General features: G+C 60.2%; 13 protein-coding genes and 3 pseudogenes (1 of these 16 running past the window's edge). 8 read left to right on the forward strand and 8 right to left on the reverse strand.

Annotated elements, in window-relative coordinates:
• Positions 1-7: 7 nt before the first annotated feature.
• Positions 8-814, reverse strand: coding sequence for an ABC transporter permease (locus H2O14_RS23025; RefSeq protein WP_182829727.1), 807 nt, complete (start codon positions 812-814; stop codon positions 8-10).
• The gene (locus H2O14_RS23030; protein ID WP_182829728.1) at positions 811-1,710 is read right to left on the reverse strand and encodes an ABC transporter permease; all 900 of its coding nucleotides are present in this window, start codon (positions 1,708-1,710) and stop codon (positions 811-813) included. Before H2O14_RS23030 ends, H2O14_RS23025 begins: the two co-directional genes overlap by 4 nt.
• Before the next feature lie 200 nt (positions 1,711-1,910).
• Between H2O14_RS23030 and H2O14_RS23035 the strand changes: the two genes are divergently transcribed.
• The gene (locus H2O14_RS23035) at positions 1,911-3,314 is read left to right on the forward strand and encodes an aminotransferase (RefSeq protein ID WP_182829729.1); all 1,404 of its coding nucleotides are present in this window, start codon (positions 1,911-1,913) and stop codon (positions 3,312-3,314) included.
• 64 nt (positions 3,315-3,378) lie between these two features.
• Here the strand turns inward: H2O14_RS23035 and H2O14_RS23040 are convergent, their stop codons facing one another.
• A complete protein-coding gene (locus tag H2O14_RS23040) occupies positions 3,379-4,440 on the reverse strand; it encodes a hypothetical protein (protein ID WP_182829730.1) in 1,062 nt (353 codons plus the stop codon).
• 122 nt (positions 4,441-4,562) lie between these two features.
• A pseudogene (locus H2O14_RS23045) lies at positions 4,563-4,694 on the reverse strand (IS630 family transposase); the annotation flags it as partial.
• 112 nt (positions 4,695-4,806) lie between these two features.
• Here H2O14_RS23045 and H2O14_RS27980 point away from each other — a divergent pair.
• Both H2O14_RS27980 and H2O14_RS27985 read left to right on the forward strand, forming a co-directional pair.
• On the forward strand, positions 4,807-5,199 hold the full coding sequence (locus tag H2O14_RS27980) for a helix-turn-helix domain-containing protein (protein WP_246697730.1): 393 nt from the start codon (positions 4,807-4,809) through the stop codon (positions 5,197-5,199).
• 49 nt (positions 5,200-5,248) lie between these two features.
• A complete protein-coding gene (locus H2O14_RS27985) occupies positions 5,249-5,758 on the forward strand; it encodes an IS630 family transposase (RefSeq protein WP_246697731.1) in 510 nt (169 codons plus the stop codon).
• Between the two features lie 757 nt (positions 5,759-6,515).
• On the opposite strand, the gene H2O14_RS23055 is transcribed toward H2O14_RS27985, so the two are convergent.
• Both H2O14_RS23055 and H2O14_RS23060 read right to left on the reverse strand, forming a co-directional pair.
• On the reverse strand, positions 6,516-6,761 hold the full coding sequence (locus tag H2O14_RS23055) for a DUF982 domain-containing protein (RefSeq protein WP_182829731.1): 246 nt from the start codon (positions 6,759-6,761) through the stop codon (positions 6,516-6,518).
• Positions 6,758-8,071: an aromatic ring-hydroxylating oxygenase subunit alpha gene (locus H2O14_RS23060; protein ID WP_246697732.1), complete on the reverse strand. Its 1,314-nt coding sequence runs from the start codon at positions 8,069-8,071 to the stop codon at positions 6,758-6,760. Before H2O14_RS23060 ends, H2O14_RS23055 begins: the two co-directional genes overlap by 4 nt.
• Before the next feature lie 208 nt (positions 8,072-8,279).
• Here H2O14_RS23060 and H2O14_RS23065 point away from each other — a divergent pair.
• Positions 8,280-10,602: pseudogene (locus H2O14_RS23065) on the forward strand (membrane-bound PQQ-dependent dehydrogenase, glucose/quinate/shikimate family).
• Here the strand turns inward: H2O14_RS23065 and H2O14_RS23070 are convergent.
• Positions 10,599-11,609, reverse strand: a complete 1,011-nt coding sequence (locus tag H2O14_RS23070; RefSeq protein ID WP_182829732.1) for a LacI family DNA-binding transcriptional regulator — start codon at positions 11,607-11,609, stop codon at positions 10,599-10,601. The pseudogene H2O14_RS23065 and the gene H2O14_RS23070 sit on opposite strands and share 4 nt — an antisense overlap.
• A gap of 272 nt (positions 11,610-11,881) precedes the next feature.
• Between H2O14_RS23070 and H2O14_RS23075 the strand changes: the two genes are divergently transcribed.
• Both H2O14_RS23075 and H2O14_RS23080 read left to right on the forward strand, forming a co-directional pair.
• Complete coding sequence (locus tag H2O14_RS23075) at positions 11,882-12,028, forward strand: DUF1127 domain-containing protein (protein WP_182829733.1); 147 nt, start codon at positions 11,882-11,884, stop codon at positions 12,026-12,028.
• 559 nt (positions 12,029-12,587) lie between these two features.
• Positions 12,588-13,837, forward strand: a pseudogene (locus H2O14_RS23080) (class I SAM-dependent methyltransferase).
• A gap of 33 nt (positions 13,838-13,870) precedes the next feature.
• Here H2O14_RS23080 and H2O14_RS23085 read toward each other — a convergent pair.
• Entirely contained in the window at positions 13,871-14,842 is a 972-nt protein-coding gene (locus H2O14_RS23085) for a sugar-binding transcriptional regulator (RefSeq protein WP_409526969.1), read from the reverse strand.
• A gap of 245 nt (positions 14,843-15,087) precedes the next feature.
• On the opposite strand from H2O14_RS23085, the gene tal reads away from it, so the two are divergent.
• Positions 15,088-16,047, forward strand: a complete 960-nt coding sequence (gene tal, locus H2O14_RS23090; RefSeq protein ID WP_182829734.1) for a transaldolase — start codon at positions 15,088-15,090, stop codon at positions 16,045-16,047.
• A 465-nt stretch (positions 16,048-16,512) separates the two neighbouring features.
• Positions 16,513-17,764 carry the 5' portion of a GumC family protein gene (locus H2O14_RS23095; RefSeq protein WP_182829735.1) on the forward strand. 776 nt of this gene lie beyond the right edge of the window, so 1,252 of the gene's 2,028 nt are visible here — the first part of the coding sequence; its start codon is at positions 16,513-16,515; the stop codon falls past the right edge of the window.

Genomic DNA, 17,764 nt, shown 5'->3' on the forward strand with positions numbered 1-17,764 from the left:
TTCTGCATCAGGGCGCTCCCATGGCGGTCAGTCGGTCTTCGGCCCGCTTGCGCAGGATTTCGGCGATCGCAAGCAACGCGATCGACAGGACGAGAATGAGCGAGCCCAGCGCGAGCACCGAGGGCAGCTTTGCCGCAAACCGCAACTGACCCCAGATATAGACGGGCAAGGTCGGCTCGGAGCCGGACAGGAAGAAGGCCAGGATGAATTCGTCGAAGGAAATGGTGAAGGACACCAGCAGGCTGGAGACGATCGCCGGCGACACCACCGGCAGGATCACCCGCCGGAAGGTGCCGAACGCCGTTTCGCCGAGATCGCGCGACGCTTCTTCGAGCGACGGATCGAGATTCTGGAACCCGGCCGTCAGCACCGACATGGCGTAGGGTAGACAGAAGACGGTGTGGCCGAGGATTACCGCGATCAGCGAGGCGGAAAAGCCGAGCGACAGGATGATCGTCAGCAGCGACACCGCAACGATGATCTCCGGCAGAAACAGCGGCGCCATGATCAGTCCGCTCGCCGCCTGCTGGCCCGGAAAGCGATGGCGGCTGAGCGCGCGGGCGGCGAGAACGCCGAGCGTGGTGGTCAGCAGCGATACGGACAGGCCGACGATCAGGCTGTTGAGGGCGGCGCGCAGCATCTGCGCGTTCCCCCAGACCATTTCGTGCCATTTCAGCGTGAAGCCGCTCAGCGGCAGGGTCGGAGCCGCCGCTGTATTGAAGGAAAAGACGGGGATGACCAGGATCGGCGCATAGAGAAAGACGAGATAGACAACCAGATAGATCGACAGAAACGGCAGCCGCACGCTCTTCATCGGATCCTCCGGGCGATGAGCTTCAGGCAGAGCACGACGATCGCGGCGCTCAGCGATACCGCGATCATGGTGGTGACCGACAGCGCCGCGCCGAGCGGCCAGTTGTTGCCCTTGCCGAATTGCGCCTCGATCGCGGCGGCGATCATCACGCCTTCCTTGCCGCCCACCAGTTTTGGCGTCACGTAATCGCCGACAGTCGGGATCATCACGATCAGGAAGGCCGAGATCACGCCGGGCATAGAGAGCGGCAGCGCGACGCGCAGGAAACTCTTGAAGCGGCTGTCGCCGAGATCGCGCGAGGCTTCGAGCAGCGACCTGTCGATCTTTTCCAGCGACACGAAGATCGGGATGATGGCGAAAGCGGCCCAGGAATGCACGAGCGCGATCAGCACCGAATTGGCGTTGTAGAGCAGCGAGGTCAGCGGCTGGTCGATCAGGCCCAGGCTGAGCAGCCCGCCATTCAGCACGCCCTTATAGCCGAGGATCACCTTCCAGGCCATGACGCGCAGCAGATAGCTGGTCCAGCAGGGGATGGTGACGAGAAACAGCAGCAGATTCTTGCGATGACCGCCATGGAAGGAGATGTACCAGGCGATCGGATAGGACATCATCACAGTAACGGCGCTGGTGGCGAGCGAAATCACTAGCGAGCGGGAAAGCAGGTCGCGATAGATCGGATCGGTCAGCGCCGTCGTGTAGTTGGCGAGCGTGAAGGTCCTGTCGATGGTCAGGTAATTCTGGCTCCAGACGCTGTAGATGAGCACGATCAGGATCGGCAGCGCCAAGAGCGCCAGCGCGTAGAGAACGGTCGGCGAGATCAGCAACAGGCCGGCGGCGCGGCTCGACAATTGCCAGTCTCCGCCGGTTGCGGAGGGTGCGCGCGGTTCAGCCGGCATCGTCCGCGTTCCCGCGGCGGAGATGTGTCATTCCCATTCCCAGTTCCCCTATGCCTTTTGTGTCGCGTGGCATGTTGTCGTCAACAATGCCGGAATCAGGATTGAAATCAAGCGGAAAATCTGAAATATTGATTGAACGGACATTCAATATAATCCGAATTGCGCCGTGCTCAAAGAGGCTTAACCCGGGAGGTGCTGATATGGCGGCGGTCGTGAAAGATGCGTATGCGGCGGAAGAAACGGCCGATCGCCTGGCTAGGGATCATCTCGTGCAGCCCTGGCCGGTGTCCGGTTCGATCGGCGCGGAGGCGCGCGGGCGCATTCTCGAAGGCGACGGCATCTATGTGACGGATCATGCCGGTCGCCGCCTGATCGACGGGCCTGCCGGCATGTGGTGCGTCAATGTCGGCCATCGCCGCCGCGAGATCGTCGACGCCATGGCGGAACAGGCCATGGCGCTGTCCTACAATTCGCCCTGGTACACCACCAACGATCCCTCGGCGGAGCTCGCCGCGCGGCTCGCGGGTCATGCGCCGGAGGGCCTGCAGCATGTCTTCTACACCACCGGCGGCTCGTCTGCGGTGGAGACGGCGCTGCGCTTCATGCAGTTCCGCAACAATGTGCTGGGCCGGCCGGCCAAGAAACGGATCGTGTCCAGAGAGGGCTCCTATCACGGCTCGACCTATCTCTCGGCCTCGCTCAATGGCCGTCCGCGCGATCATGACTGGATGGACAGCGCCAGCGAGCAGGTGTTGAAGCTCTCCTGCCCCAATCCCTTTCGCCGTCCCGCCGGCATGACGGTCGAGGCGTTCTGCGCGCATCTGCTGCAGGAATTCCGCGATCTCATCGCGCGGGAGGGCGCAGACACGATCGGCGCCTTCATCGCCGAGCCGATCATGGCCTCGGGCGGGGTGATCGTGCCGCCGGTCGGCTATCTCACTGGAATGCGCGCCTTGTGCGCCGAGCATGACATCCTGTTCATCGCCGACGAGGTGGTCACCGCCTTCGGCCGGCTTGGCCATGTCTTCGCCTCGGAACAGGTGTTCGGCATAACACCCGACATGATCACTTTCGCCAAAGGCGTCACCTCAGGTTATTTCCCGCTCGGCGGCGTGATGATCGCCGAGCGCTTGTTCGAAGACCTGCGTCGCTCCAACCATTCGGACGCCATGTTCGCCCATGGCCTGACCTATTCCAGCCACCCGATCGGCTGCGCCGTCGCCAACACCAATCTCGACCTGCTCGAAGGCGGCATTCTCGATCACGCCCGCGCAGTGGCGCCCTATTTCCAGCAGAGCCTGAAGACTTTGGAAGCGCTGCCGCTGGTGGGCGAAGTGCGCGGGCTCGGCCTGATGGCCTGCGTCGAATGCGTGGCTGATCACGTCAGCAACAACCCGCTGGCGCTGGATCTCGAAGTCGGCAAACGCATCGACCGCCACTGCCAGGACCTCGGCCTGCTGGTGCGGCCGCTGATCCATATGTGCGTGATGAGCCCGCCGCTGGTGATCGAGCGCGGCGAGATCGACCGGATGCGGGAGATTTTGGAGCTGGCGATCCGGCTGACGCAGGATGAGTTGGTCAGGGAAGGGCTTTGGCGGGGGTGAGTTTCGAACATAAGCGGACAACAAAGTGAGGGGTGCTTATCGATCAATGTCTGAAGACAAAGCTTCAGTTTTGCGTTTTTCCATCAACGGGAGAAGAAGTCGATGTACGTCGCCGTTTTCTAAGAGGCTGTTTCGTCGCATTACTTCCAGTTAATTCTTTTACTGTCTCTAATATATTTCCGTGGACCGAGAGTTTTTCGAAGGTCTCTAGCGCTTCATCAGACGCGATCGCCGCGCGGAAAGTGTCGCCTCTATATTTTACCATGTTGAATATTTTGTCTATCGTATCCTTGTTCTCTATGCCAAAATTTCCCTGAGTTGCCAATTGAAGACCCTCTGCCATCAAATCAATGTCGTTGAGCTCGATCTGAAAATATCTAATCTCTCTCAGATTTGCCCTATACATGCTGAGAAAAAAGTAAGCAAATATTTGAATCAATATAACAATTGATATCCTTGGAAGAAAAAGAATTAAAATAAAAGCCATATAGTCAGTTTCGCGTATAGACGAAATATCTCCCCCGTGTATGTCAAGCACTCCGGAAAAAAGACTAAATATAACACCAATGCCTGCGGCGGCGATCAAGCTTCCAATAATAATGTTGGCGAATGCAAAACCTCGAAGTCTGTCAAGGTGCTCTTTGAGGCGATCATGAATTCGATGCAACGGTGCAGGCGCCGTCTTCCTCATTTCTGAAAGCCTTGATTCTGAGGCGTTAGATGAAGTGCTATTTGCAACGTTAGATCGGTCGAGCAACTCAGCGCGAACGGATCTGTCAGTGGAATTCTGGCGCTGAACTATAACCAAGGATGATATGATTATGGCAAAACCGGCACCCAATATTAGGGCTGCGAAAATAAAACTATCCCCGTCAGCCCTCATTATAGGAAAGCCAAAAAGCTGCTGAAAAACGCTAAGGATTGATATTAACACGCCAAAAGAAAATGTAACAATCTGAATTCTATTGGATTTACTGTTTCCATTTGTAAGTGTTTCAAGTAACATAATATGAGATTTCTCGAAATCAATTTTATTAGAATTATCTTCTGGATCGTCTTTAGCGTTAGCATTGTTTTCACGTTCTACCTCCGCGTCACCAATTCGGTTTTTGCCTTTTTCAGTCATGGACCATCCTCTTAATGTCCAAAATTTTACTATTCACGTAAGCGCGTACTCTATGTCAATATCTCGTACATATATCCTGCTTCGCGAAAACGGCTCATACGTCCGTGGCTGGCGCGAGAGAGCACCGACTGTCGTCGCATTTGTCCCTGTTTTGAAGGCGTCAACCGACCAGCACGCGCACTCGCAGTCCAAGCGATGGCTGTTGAAATCCCAATCCCAATCCCAAATCGGGCTGCCGCTGAACGCGCCGACATGCCATCCTGTGACGCAGCCAGAACGCAGCTAAAGCGGGTTGCGTTTTTTTGGATTCGGGATTCCCGTTGAAAGGAATGTGTGGTTTCCTTCGTGCGTGGAAGGAGAACCGCCATGGGCGAGCCGCATCCGATCGAATTGCGTTTGCGTGTTGTTGGGTTTGTGAAAGAAGGCAATAGCCACCGTGAGGCTGCGCGGCATTTCAGGGTTTCGCCGCGTTTCGTCAACAATATGATCATCCTGCACCGATCGACGGGCTCGCTTTCGCCGGCGCGCCAGGGCCATGGACCAGGCGGCAAGCTGACCGCCCATGGCCAGTGGATCGGCGAACGTATCGCCCGCAACGGCGAGGTGACGCTGGATGAGTTGTGTGTGGAACTGGCCGGTCGCGGCGTCGACGTCCATCGTTCGACGCTCAGCCGCTTTCTCAACGGGCTGGGGTTCAGCAATAAAAAAAAGCCTCAAGGCAAGCGAGCAACTGAGGCCCGACATCGCTCAAGCGCGTGATCTGTGGGTCAATCGTCGCAAGCGCTTCTTCAACAAGGCATTGGCGCGATTGATCTTTGTCGATGAGACATCGACCAACACCCAGCTGACAAAGCGCACCGGATGGTCGCCCCGGGGCGCGCGCTTCAACGCTCATGCGCCCTTCGGCAAATGGCAGACGCAGACCTTTATTGCAGGCCTCCGATGCCATGGTCTGACCGCGCCCTGGATCGTCAATGCGCCGATGAACAGCCGCAGTTTCGAAACCTGGATCGAAACCCAACTCGCGCCGACCCTGCAGAAAGGCGATGTCGTCATTCTCGACAATGTCCGCTTCCATAAAAGCGAACGCGCCGAGCAACTGGTGAAGGCGCGCGGCGCATGGATGCTGTTCTTGCCTGCTTATTCCCCCGACCTGAACCCGATCGAGATGGCCTTCTCGAAACTCAAGACGCTGCTGCGGAAGCGAGCGGCGCGAACATTCGACGACATAACCAAAGCCCTCGGCGACATTGTCGGCCTATTCTCCGTGACAGATTGTCAAAACTTCTTCAGGGCAGCTGGATATGAGGCAGAATAGATGCGACACGTTTTAAGCAAATCACAAGTCGGAGCGATGGAATCAGAATTCGGCATCCAAGGGAATCCTTAACGCTATTCCGCGTTCATCGGATGCGCTCTGAAACTCAATTTTTTCCGAAATTGTGATAGTATCGTCTATCTCGAAGCCCATTATATTTTCAGAAGTCTTGTTGGTAGGGGTTATTTCAGTGCTTTTGTACAGCCGTAATTGCGGGAGTTTACGTGGTAGTAATATCAGGCGGTATCGTTTATATAACAGGATTTCTAGAATAATAACGCTGTACTTATATCAACAGTCCAGAGAAGCCATAAAAGCTTTATATCTATTTGGGCGATGTTTCATCAAAAGTACCCGCCCCCGGAATTTCCAATGCGGTATGACGCTAAGTTCGGTTCAAGTGGAAAACGGTGACGTCGCAAAAATCCGGAGTAAAGCGACGCTTATTTTCTTGACTCTTGCAACGTCGTAATAAGGGAGTTTTCGGCAGCAGCAATTTCCGCTACTGGCGCAAAGCCGGCAAACAGCCAGCTTCTTTCCTCCGTCCTCTACCGCTTCCTATCCTGATCGCGATGCCATTTGATCGCATAGAACATGCCAACCCCCAGCACGGCGATCTTGAGCGGGAAAAACACGATGGGGAACCAATCCCAGATGTCGGACGACTGCATATCATTTTGACCCTTGTTAAGTGAGGGAGCCCTACGCCCAAATGGGGTCTCGCGACAGCGGCCATGTTGACGCAGAGAGGCGCCCGTCACTCCCGCATCTCGATTTGCGCCTCGCGCGCCGCTGCAATGAAGGCCATGCGGGCGTCTTCGGGCTTTTTCTTGCCCTTGATGGCGGCTTCGATCACCGTCAGCGCCCGGTCGAGCGCCGGGCCGTCTTCGAGCGGCCAGTCCTCGATCAGCGCCCAGGAGGCTTCCCGGAGATTGCGGATCGTGGTGAATGTGCCAGGGCCTTCGAGCGCCAGGGTCACGGGTTTGGTCCAGTCTTCGCTCACAGAAGAATCTCCAGCTTGATGATGCCCCCTCCTAGCATCGATCCGTGCGGATGATGAGAGGGGGCGTGATTTTGCTGAAGCGGCTGGCGCGCGCCGTCAGGGCAGGGGCGCAGGCGGCGCAAGGCGGAGCGCGGCGTTGACGGCGTCCATGTCGCTCTCGGCGGGGCGGCGTCGAGCGTCATCACCGGCAGCGCTCGGCGGAGATGATCGTGATGGGTGCGCACGCCATATTCGAGATCGGAGAGAAAGAAGCTCGAAAAATTCTTCGACGCCATCGCCTCGTTCGACCAGACGGTCAGTTGCACGTCCTCCGCCATCGTGTCGCGGTCGATGCGGGCGGCGAGATAGCGGGCGAGCCGCTGGCGGCGGTCTTCCTCGGGATAGCGATAGACCGCGCCGCGCAGCAGCGTCTCGCCGGTCGAAAGCGGAAATTCCTGGTAGAACTGAATGGCCTCAGGGGTGACGGCGATAACAGTGTTGGGAAACAGGCCGTAATATATCCAGGCCTTTTCCAGCGTCTCCGGCAGGCCGATCGAGTTTTTCGACAGTTTCACATAGTTGCGCACGCTCCAGCGCCTGCCGGCATGGGGATTGTAGGTGGCGAAGGACCGGCAGACGCCATCGACGAAGGGCTCGTCGTAATAGTTCGAGCCATAGAGATCCTGCAGCGCCGGATGCGCCATGGCGACGTGATAGCCCTCATTGTCGACGTCGCGCACCGACTTCCAATTGACCGGCGAGGTCTGCGTCCAGAGCTTGCCGACAGGCACGGCCGTATCCGTCCGGTAATGGGCGAGCTGCTCGTGATAGGGGGCCATGAGATCAGCGATGGCGGGCTGATCGCCGGCGGCGACGCGGATGAAGACGAAACCGAGCCAGACCTCGCAATCGATTTCGCTGAGGCCGAATTCGCGCTTGTCGAGCGGCGGAAAGGTGTCCGGCCGCGCCGGCCCGCGCAGCGTGCCGTCGAGATTATACACCCAGCCATGAAACGGACAGACCAGCGCATTGCGGCAGACGCCTTTCTCGTCGGCGACGAGCCGGGAGCCGCGATGCTTGCAGATATTGTGAAACGCCCTGATTGCGCCATCCTGCCCGCGCAGCACCAGCGCCCGCTCTCCGACGATGTCCAGCGTGATGTAGCTGCCGGGCGTGGGCAGGTCGGAGACATGGCAGGCGAGCTGCCACATACGCCTGAACACATGCTCCTTTTCGAGCTCCAGCAGAGCGGGGCTGTGATAGGTCCAGCCAGGCAGTCCGCGTCGATCCCAGCCCTGGGGCGGTGCGGCAATCTTGGTCTGCATCGTCATCGACCTGATCCTTATTTGCTGAACGTCCATTCAATATAATTGAAAAGTGGGAATGAAGTCAATTCGGTAAGAGGATTAGAAATCCGTGGTCGAAGGCGGTTGTCCGGTCACGGGATTTTTGTGAATGTTCAAGGGGATGGGCGTATTGCGCGCCTTTCGGCCGCTGCAGCCATCTGCTAGAGGTCGACGCCATGGGAGGAAGGGCCTCTTGATCGAGAAAATTACATCCATCGCCTGCGCGGCGATCGGGCTCATGCTGGCGCGGCAGGGATGGACGCTTGTGTCGCTGGGCGGCAGCCCGCCTATGTTTCGATCGGCGTCGCCTATCTCGTGACGTCCCTGCTGCTATGGCGGCGCGATCCCGTCGCGCTGCCGGTTTTCGGTCTGGTGGTCGTGGGGGTGCTGGCATGGGCGATCGCCGAGACCGGGTTGGACTGGTGGGGGCTGTCGCCCCGTATCGGTCTCGTCGTTTTGACGGGTCTGTGGCTGTCGGCCCCGTGGTTGCGGAAGCGGCTCGACCGGCGCACATTCGTGACGCCGCGCATCGGCTATATCGGTTATCCCCTGGCCCTGGTCGCCGTCGTCGTGGCGATCGGTGAATTCTCGAGTTACGACCTCGCGCCGCAGGCGGCGCTCGCGAAGGCCCCGGCGCCGGCTGCGGATGCGCCCGGCGCCGATTGGCCGCAATATGGCGGCTCGCTGGCGGGGCAACGCTTTTCCACGCTCGACCGGATCACGCCCGACAATATCGGTTTGCTGGAGGAAGCGTGGCGTTACCGGACCGGAGACAAGAAGCGCGGCAAGGAAGTCGTGGAAGCCAGCTACCAGGCGACGCCGCTCAAAATCGGCAACCGGCTCTATCTCTGCACCCCGCATAGCCAGGTCATCGCGCTCGATGCGACGACGGGGCGGGAGATCTGGCGCTTCGACGCGGTCAAACACGTCAAGGCGGCCCCTCGCAGTCAGAGCTGCCGCGGCGTTTCTTATTTTCACGACGCTGGGCAGCCTGACGGGCCATGCAGCCAGAGGATTTTCCTGCCCGCAGCCGGCGGCCGCCTGACTGCGATCGACGCGGAAACCGGCGCGCTATGCCGAAGCTTCGCAGACAATGGCGTCGTCGATCTGCTGCGCGGCCTGCCGCATGCGGAAACCGGCTTCTTCTACAATACATCCCCGCCGGTAATCGCCAAGGGCAGGATCATCATCGGCGGCGCGGTCAGCGACAGCGCTGGACTGAACGCTCCCTCCGGCGTGATCCGCGCCTATGACGCAGTCACGGGCCGGCTTCTGTGGAACTGGGACTCCGGCAATCCCGACGCCACCCAGCCGCTCGGCGATGGCGAATTCTACACGGCGGGTTCGCCCAACAGCTGGTCGATTTCCTCGGCCGACGAGGACCTCGGACTGGTCTATGCGCCGATGGGCAATCGCCCTCCGGATCAGATGGGACAAGGGCGCAGCGCGTCGATGGAGAAGTTCTCCTCAGCCATCGTGGCGCTCGACGTCGAAACGGGCAGGGCGCGCTGGTCCTTCCAGACGGTGCGGCATGACCTCTGGGACATGGACGTTCCGGCGCAGCCCTCGCTCTTCTCCTTCCGCGCCGCCTCCGGCGAAATGGTCCCGGCGCTCGCCGCGCCCACCAAGCAGGGCGACATCTATGTGCTGGACCGGCGGACCGGCGCGCCCCTGCTGCCCGTCGGCGAGGCGGAGGCGCCGGCGAGCCTGATTGCGGGAGAACAGACCGCGCCTCGGCAGCCTTTTTCGACCCTGTCCTTCTCGCCGCCGCCGTTGACCGAGGCGGATATGTGGGGTGTGACGCTGTTCGACCAGCTCTCCTGCCGCATCCGGTTTCACTCCCGCCGCTACCAAGGGCGCTATACGCCGCCCTCGCAGCAGGGAACGATCGTCTATCCCGGAAATTTCGGCGTCTTCAACTGGGGCGGGATCGCGGTCGACCCCGAACGCCGCATCCTGTTCGGCATGCCGACCTATCTGGCTTATGTGGCGCGGCTGGTGCCGCATGAGAAGCCGAAGGAGACCCCGCCGAAGCGCATGAAGAGCGTGCTGATCGACAATGCCGGGCTGCGTTACAGCGTGCGTCTCGGACCCTTCGTGGGACCGCTCGGCCTACCCTGCCAGGCGCCGCCATGGGGCTACGTCGCCAGCGCCGATCTCGATACGGGGGCGCTGCGCTACAAACGCGTCAACGGCACCGTGCGCGATCTGGCGCCGGTTCCGCTGCGTTTCGAAATGGGCGTTCCCGGCATCGGCGGGCCGATCGTCACGCGCGGAGGCGTGGCTTTTCTGGCTGCGACGCTTGACGATTACATCCGCGGCTACGATGTCGCCAGCGGCGAGGAGCTGTGGCGCGCCAGGCTGCCCGCGGGGGACAGGCGACGCCGATGACCTATCTCGACGCGAATGGCGATCAGATCGTGGTGATCGTCGCCGGTGGCCATGCGGCGCTCGAAACCACGCCTGGCGACTACGTCATCGCCTATCGACTTCCAAAAAATCTGCAGGAACCCTAACGGCTGCTCTCGCGCACGATCAGGGCCGGGGCGATTTCGACGTTGTCGCCCGGACGGCCATCGAGGATGTCGAGGATCAGTGCTGCGGTGCGTTCACCGATCAGCCGCGACGAGGGATCGATGGTGGTGAGCCGGGGATTGGACACCGCGCCGATCTCGAAATTGCCGAAGCCGCCGACGCCGATATCCGTGGGCGGCGTAAGGCCGCGCCGCTGGCACTCGGTCAAGGCGCCGAAGGCGGATTGGTCGGAGACGCAGATTACCGCCTCTGTGTCGGGATAGGCTTCCAACAGCCGCGCCATCGCCGCGGCGCCCTCCAGAGCCGAAATCGGCGGCGGGCCGGCGGCGATCAGTCGCGACGCATCGAGTCCGTGCGCGGCCATCGCGGCAACGAACCCCATGCGCCGGTCGCTGCCGCGCGTGTCGCGTCCGACATCGCCGCCGATGAAGGCGATGCGACGATAGCCGACAGCCACGAAATGATCGACCATCTGCCGCACGGCGCCGGCATTGGAAAAGCCGACGTAATTGCCGATCGGCTCGCTCGGGGAATCCCAGGTTTCGATCACAGGCATATGGGCGTTCTGCAGCAGCTTGCGGGCCCGCTCGGTATGCCTGCCGCCGGTGACCACGATCGCCTGAGGTTTGCGCCGGAGAAACTGCTCGATCAGCCGCTCCTCATCCTGCATGTGGTAATTGGTGTAGCCGAGCAGGATCTGCAGGCCGCGCGACGCCAGACGATCCGCCAGCCCGCCGATCGTGTCGGCGAAATTGGGGCTGCTGATCGCCGGAATGGTGACGGCGACGAAATCGGATTTCTGCGATCGAAAATTGGAAGCGGTGGAATCGAAGACATAGCCGATGTTCTCGGCGGTCGTCAGGACGGTTTCGCGCGTCTCCCGGCTGATCAAACTGTCTGGTTTAAAGGCTCGGGACACCGTCATCAGGGAGACGCCCGCGATGCGGGCGATATCGGCCATGGTCGGCGGCTTGCGATTGTCGGCCATCCCGGGCGGGGCTCCTGTTAACGGTATCATCGGGGCTTAGCCCCGGGGCGAAACTTGGCAAGACGATCGACGAGAATACCACCGAAGAGGGGCCCGAAGCCTGCGCTTCCAGTGTTTCCGGCGAAGATATGCGCTGGAAGCATGGGTGCAGTGAGAGCTTTGCGCTGTTAGAAAACTCTCGCAGCGCCTATATTCCAATCATCGAAACGACGCCGGGGCAAAGCGGAAACGCATAGCAGCTGACGTCACAAAGACCCGGGAAAGGGATCATCATGAACGTCGCACGCAGCATCAACGCTTGGCGCAAATATCGTCAGACCGTCAACGAACTCGGTCGCATGAGCAACCGCGAACTGAACGACCTCGGCATCGCCCGCGACGATATCCGTCGCATCGCACGCGCCTCGGCCGCGGCTTAATCGCTCTCGCCGATAAAAATCAGAAATCTCAAGCGCCCGCCTTCACCATGAAGGCGGGCGCTTTTTTGCGCTCGGGCTGCCTCAATCCTGTCATATTTGAACATGGATGTTCGCCCGCCCAAGTTGAGCGCATTCCCGATAAATCATATTTTTCATGAGCTTGCGGACAAGGCGGGATGACCTATCGAAAAATTGCATGGCTGCGCTGCGAAATTCAGACTTTTTGCGCACGATCGTCCAGGCTATCTATTTCCCCACGAGAGCGGCGCATCCTCCTCCCAGCGCAGCTCTTCACCGAAGCAGCTACTCCTCCTCCCAGGCTGCTTCGCAGGGTTGGCGACACTCCTCCTCCCGTCGCCAAGCCGACTTTCGAAGGCCTGCCGTATCCTCCTCCCACGGCAGGCCTTTTCGATTCTCAGCTTCCCCGATAGCCATTCGGCGATCCTGACAGCGCCCGAGATTGCCGGCTTCGGCGATTTCGACTTGCGGTCGCTGTCGCTCCGACGCATTCTCTTATTTAGATTCCAGTAATCATTTGCCCTGGGGCAGGGAGGATCGTATGGCGGACGTCGCCCAAATGATTGGCAAGATCGTGCAGACAGGGTCGCTCAAGCTCGTCTTGGCCTCGGGCGACACGAGGACCTTCGGCGACGGCTCGGAAGACACCATCGTCGTTCGCATTGCCGACGCCGAAGCAGAGCGGGCTATCGTCGATGATCCTGCGCTCAAACTCGCCGAAATGTATATGGACGGCAGGCTGATCCTCGAAGCCGGCAATATTTTCGATCTCCTGTCGCTGCTCAGGCGCAACGGCGTCCGCAAGGCGGGCAATGTCAAGCTCGCCGCCAGGACATTTGCCCGAGCTCTGTCGACACAGCTTTGGAGCCGGTTTCCCATCAACCGAAACCTGCAGAACGTCTCGCATCATTACGATCTCAGCGCCAAGCTGTTCGACCTCTTTCTCGACGAGGACTGGCAATATTCCTGCGCCTATTTCGAGCCTCCGGGCATCTCACTCGATGAGGCGCAATTGGCCAAGAAACGGCATATCGCCGCCAAACTGCTGCTCGAGGACGGCAACCGCGTGCTCGAAATCGGCTCTGGCTGGGGCGGGATGGCGATGTATCTCGCCGAAGCGGAGAATGTCGACGTCACGGGCGTAACACTGAGCGAAGAGCAATTGAAGGTCTCGCGAGATCGAGTGCAGCGCCGTGGGCTGTCCAATCGCGTGCGCTTCGAACTCACCGATTATCGGGATGTCCAGGGCAAGTTCGATCGCATCGTCTCCGTCGGCATGTTCGAACATGTCGGCGTCGGCAATTACCGCCGGTTTTTTCGCAAGGTCTCCAGCTGCCTCGATAAAAGGGCGTGATGGTTCTGCACTCGATCTGCAGGACCAAGCCCAATTTCGCCACCAACCCTTTCATTGAAAAGTATATATTCCCTGGCGGATACATGCCCTCGATCGCGGAGGTTCTCCCCGCCGTCGAAAGCGCCGGCCTGTTGATCAAGGATATCGAGATCCTGCCGATCCATTATGCGCACACGCTCCGGGCGTGGCGCGAGCGCTTCGTCGCGCGCAAGGCCGAAGCGATCGCGCTGTATGATGAGCGGTTTTTCCGTATGTGGGAGTTCTATCTCGCCGTGTCGGAGACCGCATTCCGCCACGACCGGCTCTTCATCATGCAGTTGCAATTGGCCAGACACCAGGATGCGGTGCCCTATGACCGCAATTATATCGCAGCGCGCGAAGCGACCTTGCGAGAGTTCGAGGCCGGACGCAGGCCTCTCGAAAAAGTCGTGTTCTGAGACGCGACCGGAGAGATCCCGCGCGTCGCGGCGTCAGTCCAGGCCGAGCAAGCCCCGCGCGGCCGCCTCGTCGGTCACGAGCGTATGGCAGCCGGTGCGTTTGATGGTGGCCTTGATCGCCGGAACCCGCCGTCTGCCGCCCGAGGCGAGCACGATGTGCTTCGCCTGCGATATCGCATCGAGCCCGACGGTCATCACGCGATCCTGGATCGGATGGCTGACGTCGCGTCCGTCCGCGTCCAAGAAATGACAAAGCGTGTCGCAGACCGCGCCTGTCTTGAGCAGCGACGCATGGTCCTCCGCAGAAATGAAATTGTGCGACATAGACGTGCCGGTCGGGCTGAAATCGCCGCAGCTGATCACGGCGAGGTCGAGGTTCTTGGCGCGCTCGAAAAGTTTGCCGAGGCCGCAGCGCTCTATCAGTCTCTGCTTGGTCTCGGCCGAATCAACGATCAGCGGCGCCAGCAGAAGCAGGCAATCGGCGTCGAGCTGGCTCGCGAGCCGCCAGGAGTAGTCGATCGGATTGATGACCGCATTGGTTTCCACGATGCCGCCGAGCAAGGATACGATCTGCACGTTTTCGCGCCGTGGAGGGCGGAAGGATTGCAGTGATGCGTTCAGCGTGCGACCCCATCCGACGCCGACGGCATGTCCATCCGCGATCACTTCCGAGAGAAAGCGACCCAGCGCCGCGCCGACATCGCGCGCGGTCTCGTCCGTGTTTCCTTCTCCCGGCACCACGACGGCCTCGTCGAGCCCCAGCATCTCCTCGAGGCGCAGGGCGAGCGCGGTGCAATCGCCCGGCTGTTCGTTGATCCAGATCTGCACTTCGGCGCGCTTCAGCGCTTCATCCAGCATGCGAATGACGGTGGAGCGGCTGACGCCGAGATGTTCGGCGATGTCCTTCTGCGTCAGGCCACGGTTGTAATAGAGCCAGGCGGCCCTGAGCCGCAGCGCGCGCGAATCCATCAGATGTGTATGATTGTTTCGCTCGAGTTTCGCCAACTGTCTTCGTTCTCCCAGTCATTTCTCGTCCGGCCCTCCGCTGGGCAGGGGCGATGCAACCTTGCGCGCCGCGCCACGTTGACATCGAAGCCGCAGCTTGGCGCTCCGAAACCCAGCGCATTTTTTCTGAAACATTTGCGCTCTTTGTTTGACATAAGTCGCATAATCCGGCAATAGACAAGCCATATATTTCTCTCGCGGATTCTCCGGCGCGCCGGGTCCGAGTAGCTCGAACGGAGGACAATGTGACATCCAAACTGGAACAACTTCGCGCCATGACCACCGTCGTGGCCGACACTGGCGATATCGAAGCCGTGGCGAAACTCAAGCCGATCGACTGCACGACCAATCCGACCATCGTGCTCAAGGCTCTCGGAACCCCGATGTTCAAGGATCAGGTCGCTGAAGCCATTGCCTGGGGCAAGAAACAGGGCGGGGCGGAAGAGGCGGTTATCGCCTCGGTGGCCGATCGTCTGGCCATTTCGGTCGGCGTCGAGCTCTCCAAGCTCGTTCCCGGCCGCGTCTCGACCGAAGTCGACGCCGACCTCTCCTTCGATATCGAGGGCTCGGTCAACAAGGCGCGCGGCGTCATCGCCGCCTATAAAGAGCGCGGTATCGAGCGCGACCGCATCCTGGTGAAGCTCGCCTCGACCTGGGAAGGCATCCGCGCCGCCGAGATCCTGCAGAAAGAAGGCATCGACTGCAATCTGACTCTGTTGTTCAGCATGGCCCAGGCCGTGGCTTGCGCCGACGCCAAGGTCTTTCTCATTTCGCCCTTCGTCGGCCGCATCCTCGACTGGTACGCCAAGTCGACGGGCCAGACCTACACGTCGGAAACCGATCCGGGCGTGGTGTCGGTGCGCGAGATCTACAATTACTACAAGACGCATGGCATCGACACCGTGGTCATGGGCGCATCCTTCCGCAACACCGGCGAGATCGAGGCGTTGGCGGGCTGCGATCGGCTGACGATCAGCCCGGCGCTGCTGGAACAACTCGACGCCGATCAGGGAACGCTCGAAAGGAAGTTGTCGCCGGAACGGTCCACGCCCGTCGACAGGATTGCCGTCGATGAAAAGACTTTCCGCTGGATGATGAACGAAGACGCCATGGCGACGGAGAAAGTTGCCGAGGGCATCCGCGCCTTCGCCAAGGATCTGGTCGCGCTGCGCGCCATGGTGAAGAAGGAATTGGCGGCCGCCTGATCCTGTGCCGAATTAATTGCGAGAACCCGCCGAGGCGCAGCCCGGCGGGTTTTCCATGCGCGCCGTGCGGAAATCGCATAGCTGCACTGCAGCAATTTTGCTGGCGCTTTTTCGCGGTCGCGGCTATACCTATCTTCAACAAGGCGATGCATCCTCCTCCCGCAAAGCCTTGTAGATCGCAGGATCCACTCCTCCTCCCAAGGGTTCTGCATCGTAGGATGACGACGCTCCTCCTCCCAAGTCGTCATCGAGTTTACCGAAAGCCCGTCGCACCTCCTCCCGCGGCGGGCTTTCGTGTTTTCCGGCTCTGGCCGATCCGGGATCACCTTGGTGGCTGCCTTGAATGCCTCCTTCGATGGCGGCGAACCCCTTTGAATTTATCTTCCGTTAACCATAAGCCGCGATACTTGCGGACCAATGGGCGGCTCGATTCCAGCCATTTAAAGGCCGCTTCAGAACCAAGGCATGAGCATGGACATCTTCGAACTCCCGGGCATTCTGTTGCGGCGGTGGCTCTATGTCGTCGTCACGGCGGCGATTTGCCTGGTCCTTGCCGGCGCCTATGCGGTTGTGGTCAAGACGCCGACCCAGGCTATCGCCCAGATTTTGATCGATCCGGAGGGGCTCTCGACGGTCCAGACGGAACTCTCGCCGCAGATCGCGGGACCCGCGCAGGATGCGGCGATGCTGGAGAGCCAGATCTACCTGATTCAATCCGCCGAGATTCTCGGCGAGGTGGTCGACAAGCTCGATTTGACCAACGACCCATTCCTGGTCAGGAAAGCGCCACCGGACAAAGACCTGGCCCGCTCGGCGGCGATCGCCGTGATGCAGAAGAATCTCTTCGTGACGCAGCAGGGCCAGTCCTTCGTCGTCGCCGTCGCGTTCAAGCACCAGGATCCCGTCAAGGCTGCGGAAATCGCCAATGCGATTTCCAGCGTTTATCTGAAGAAGATCCACGAAGCCAAGAGCGAAGCGTCAGAGCGCGCTTCGGACGCGTTCCAGCTGCAGGCCCAGGCGCTCGCACAGCGCCTGCGCAAGGCCGAGAACGAGCTTGAGGCCTTCAAGGCGGCCAACCAGATCGTGTCGACCGGCCAGCAGGGGCTGGTGATCGACCAGCAGGTCGAGGGCGTCAACCGACAACTTCTGGCGGCCCGGGCCGATCTCGGCGCAAAGCGCGCCAGCTATGACCAGGCCAAGTCTCTGACGGTCGGCTCGGTGCAGGACGGGGCCATCCCAGAGGCCATCGCTTCGGTGCCGCTCGGGACCATGCGCGCCCGCTATGCCGATCTCGTGGCGCAAATGAACGAAAGGTCGTCGTCGCTCGGCGCCAATCACCCGCAGATGCGCGCCATCCAGAGCCAGGTCGCCGGCATGCGTCAGGCGATCGAACAGGAACTCGAGCGCATCAAAGTGTCGCTCAAAAGCGCGGTCGATCGTGGCGAAGCCAATGTCGCGGCGCTCGAACGGCGCCTGAACGACCTGACCGGCGTGAGCTTCGACGCCGGTGCCGCCGCCATTCAGGCGCGTGAGCTGCAGAGTCAGGTCGATACGCTGCGAACGCTCTACAAGACCTTCCTGTCGCGCTCGCAGGAGCTCGGCCAGCGTGACCTCGCCGACACCAACAATTCACGGATCATTTCCAAAGCGGTCGGCGTGGCGTCCTCGTCCATGCTCGCCAAGATCATGATCGTCATCGCCGGCGGTCTGTTCGGCG

Source organism: Rhizobium sp. G21 (genome assembly GCF_014158035.1).
Taxonomy (GTDB): domain Bacteria; phylum Pseudomonadota; class Alphaproteobacteria; order Rhizobiales; family Rhizobiaceae; genus Rhizobium_E.

Excerpts from the sequence above, each read along its gene's own strand:
- H2O14_RS23025 (WP_182829727.1), bottom strand. The coding sequence starts at position 814 with ATGAAGAGCGTGCGGCTGCCGTTTCTGTCGATCTATCTGGTTGTCTAT.
- H2O14_RS23030 (WP_182829728.1), bottom strand. The coding sequence starts at position 1,710 with ATGCCGGCTGAACCGCGCGCACCCTCCGCAACCGGCGGAGACTGGCAA.
- H2O14_RS23035 (WP_182829729.1), top strand. The coding sequence starts at position 1,911 with ATGGCGGCGGTCGTGAAAGATGCGTATGCGGCGGAAGAAACGGCCGAT.
- H2O14_RS23040 (WP_182829730.1), bottom strand. The coding sequence starts at position 4,440 with ATGACTGAAAAAGGCAAAAACCGAATTGGTGACGCGGAGGTAGAACGT.
- H2O14_RS27980 (WP_246697730.1), top strand. The coding sequence starts at position 4,807 with ATGGGCGAGCCGCATCCGATCGAATTGCGTTTGCGTGTTGTTGGGTTT.
- H2O14_RS23060 (WP_246697732.1), bottom strand. The coding sequence starts at position 8,071 with ATGACGATGCAGACCAAGATTGCCGCACCGCCCCAGGGCTGGGATCGA.
- H2O14_RS23070 (WP_182829732.1), bottom strand. The coding sequence starts at position 11,609 with ATGGCCGACAATCGCAAGCCGCCGACCATGGCCGATATCGCCCGCATC.
- H2O14_RS23075 (WP_182829733.1), top strand. The coding sequence starts at position 11,882 with ATGAACGTCGCACGCAGCATCAACGCTTGGCGCAAATATCGTCAGACC.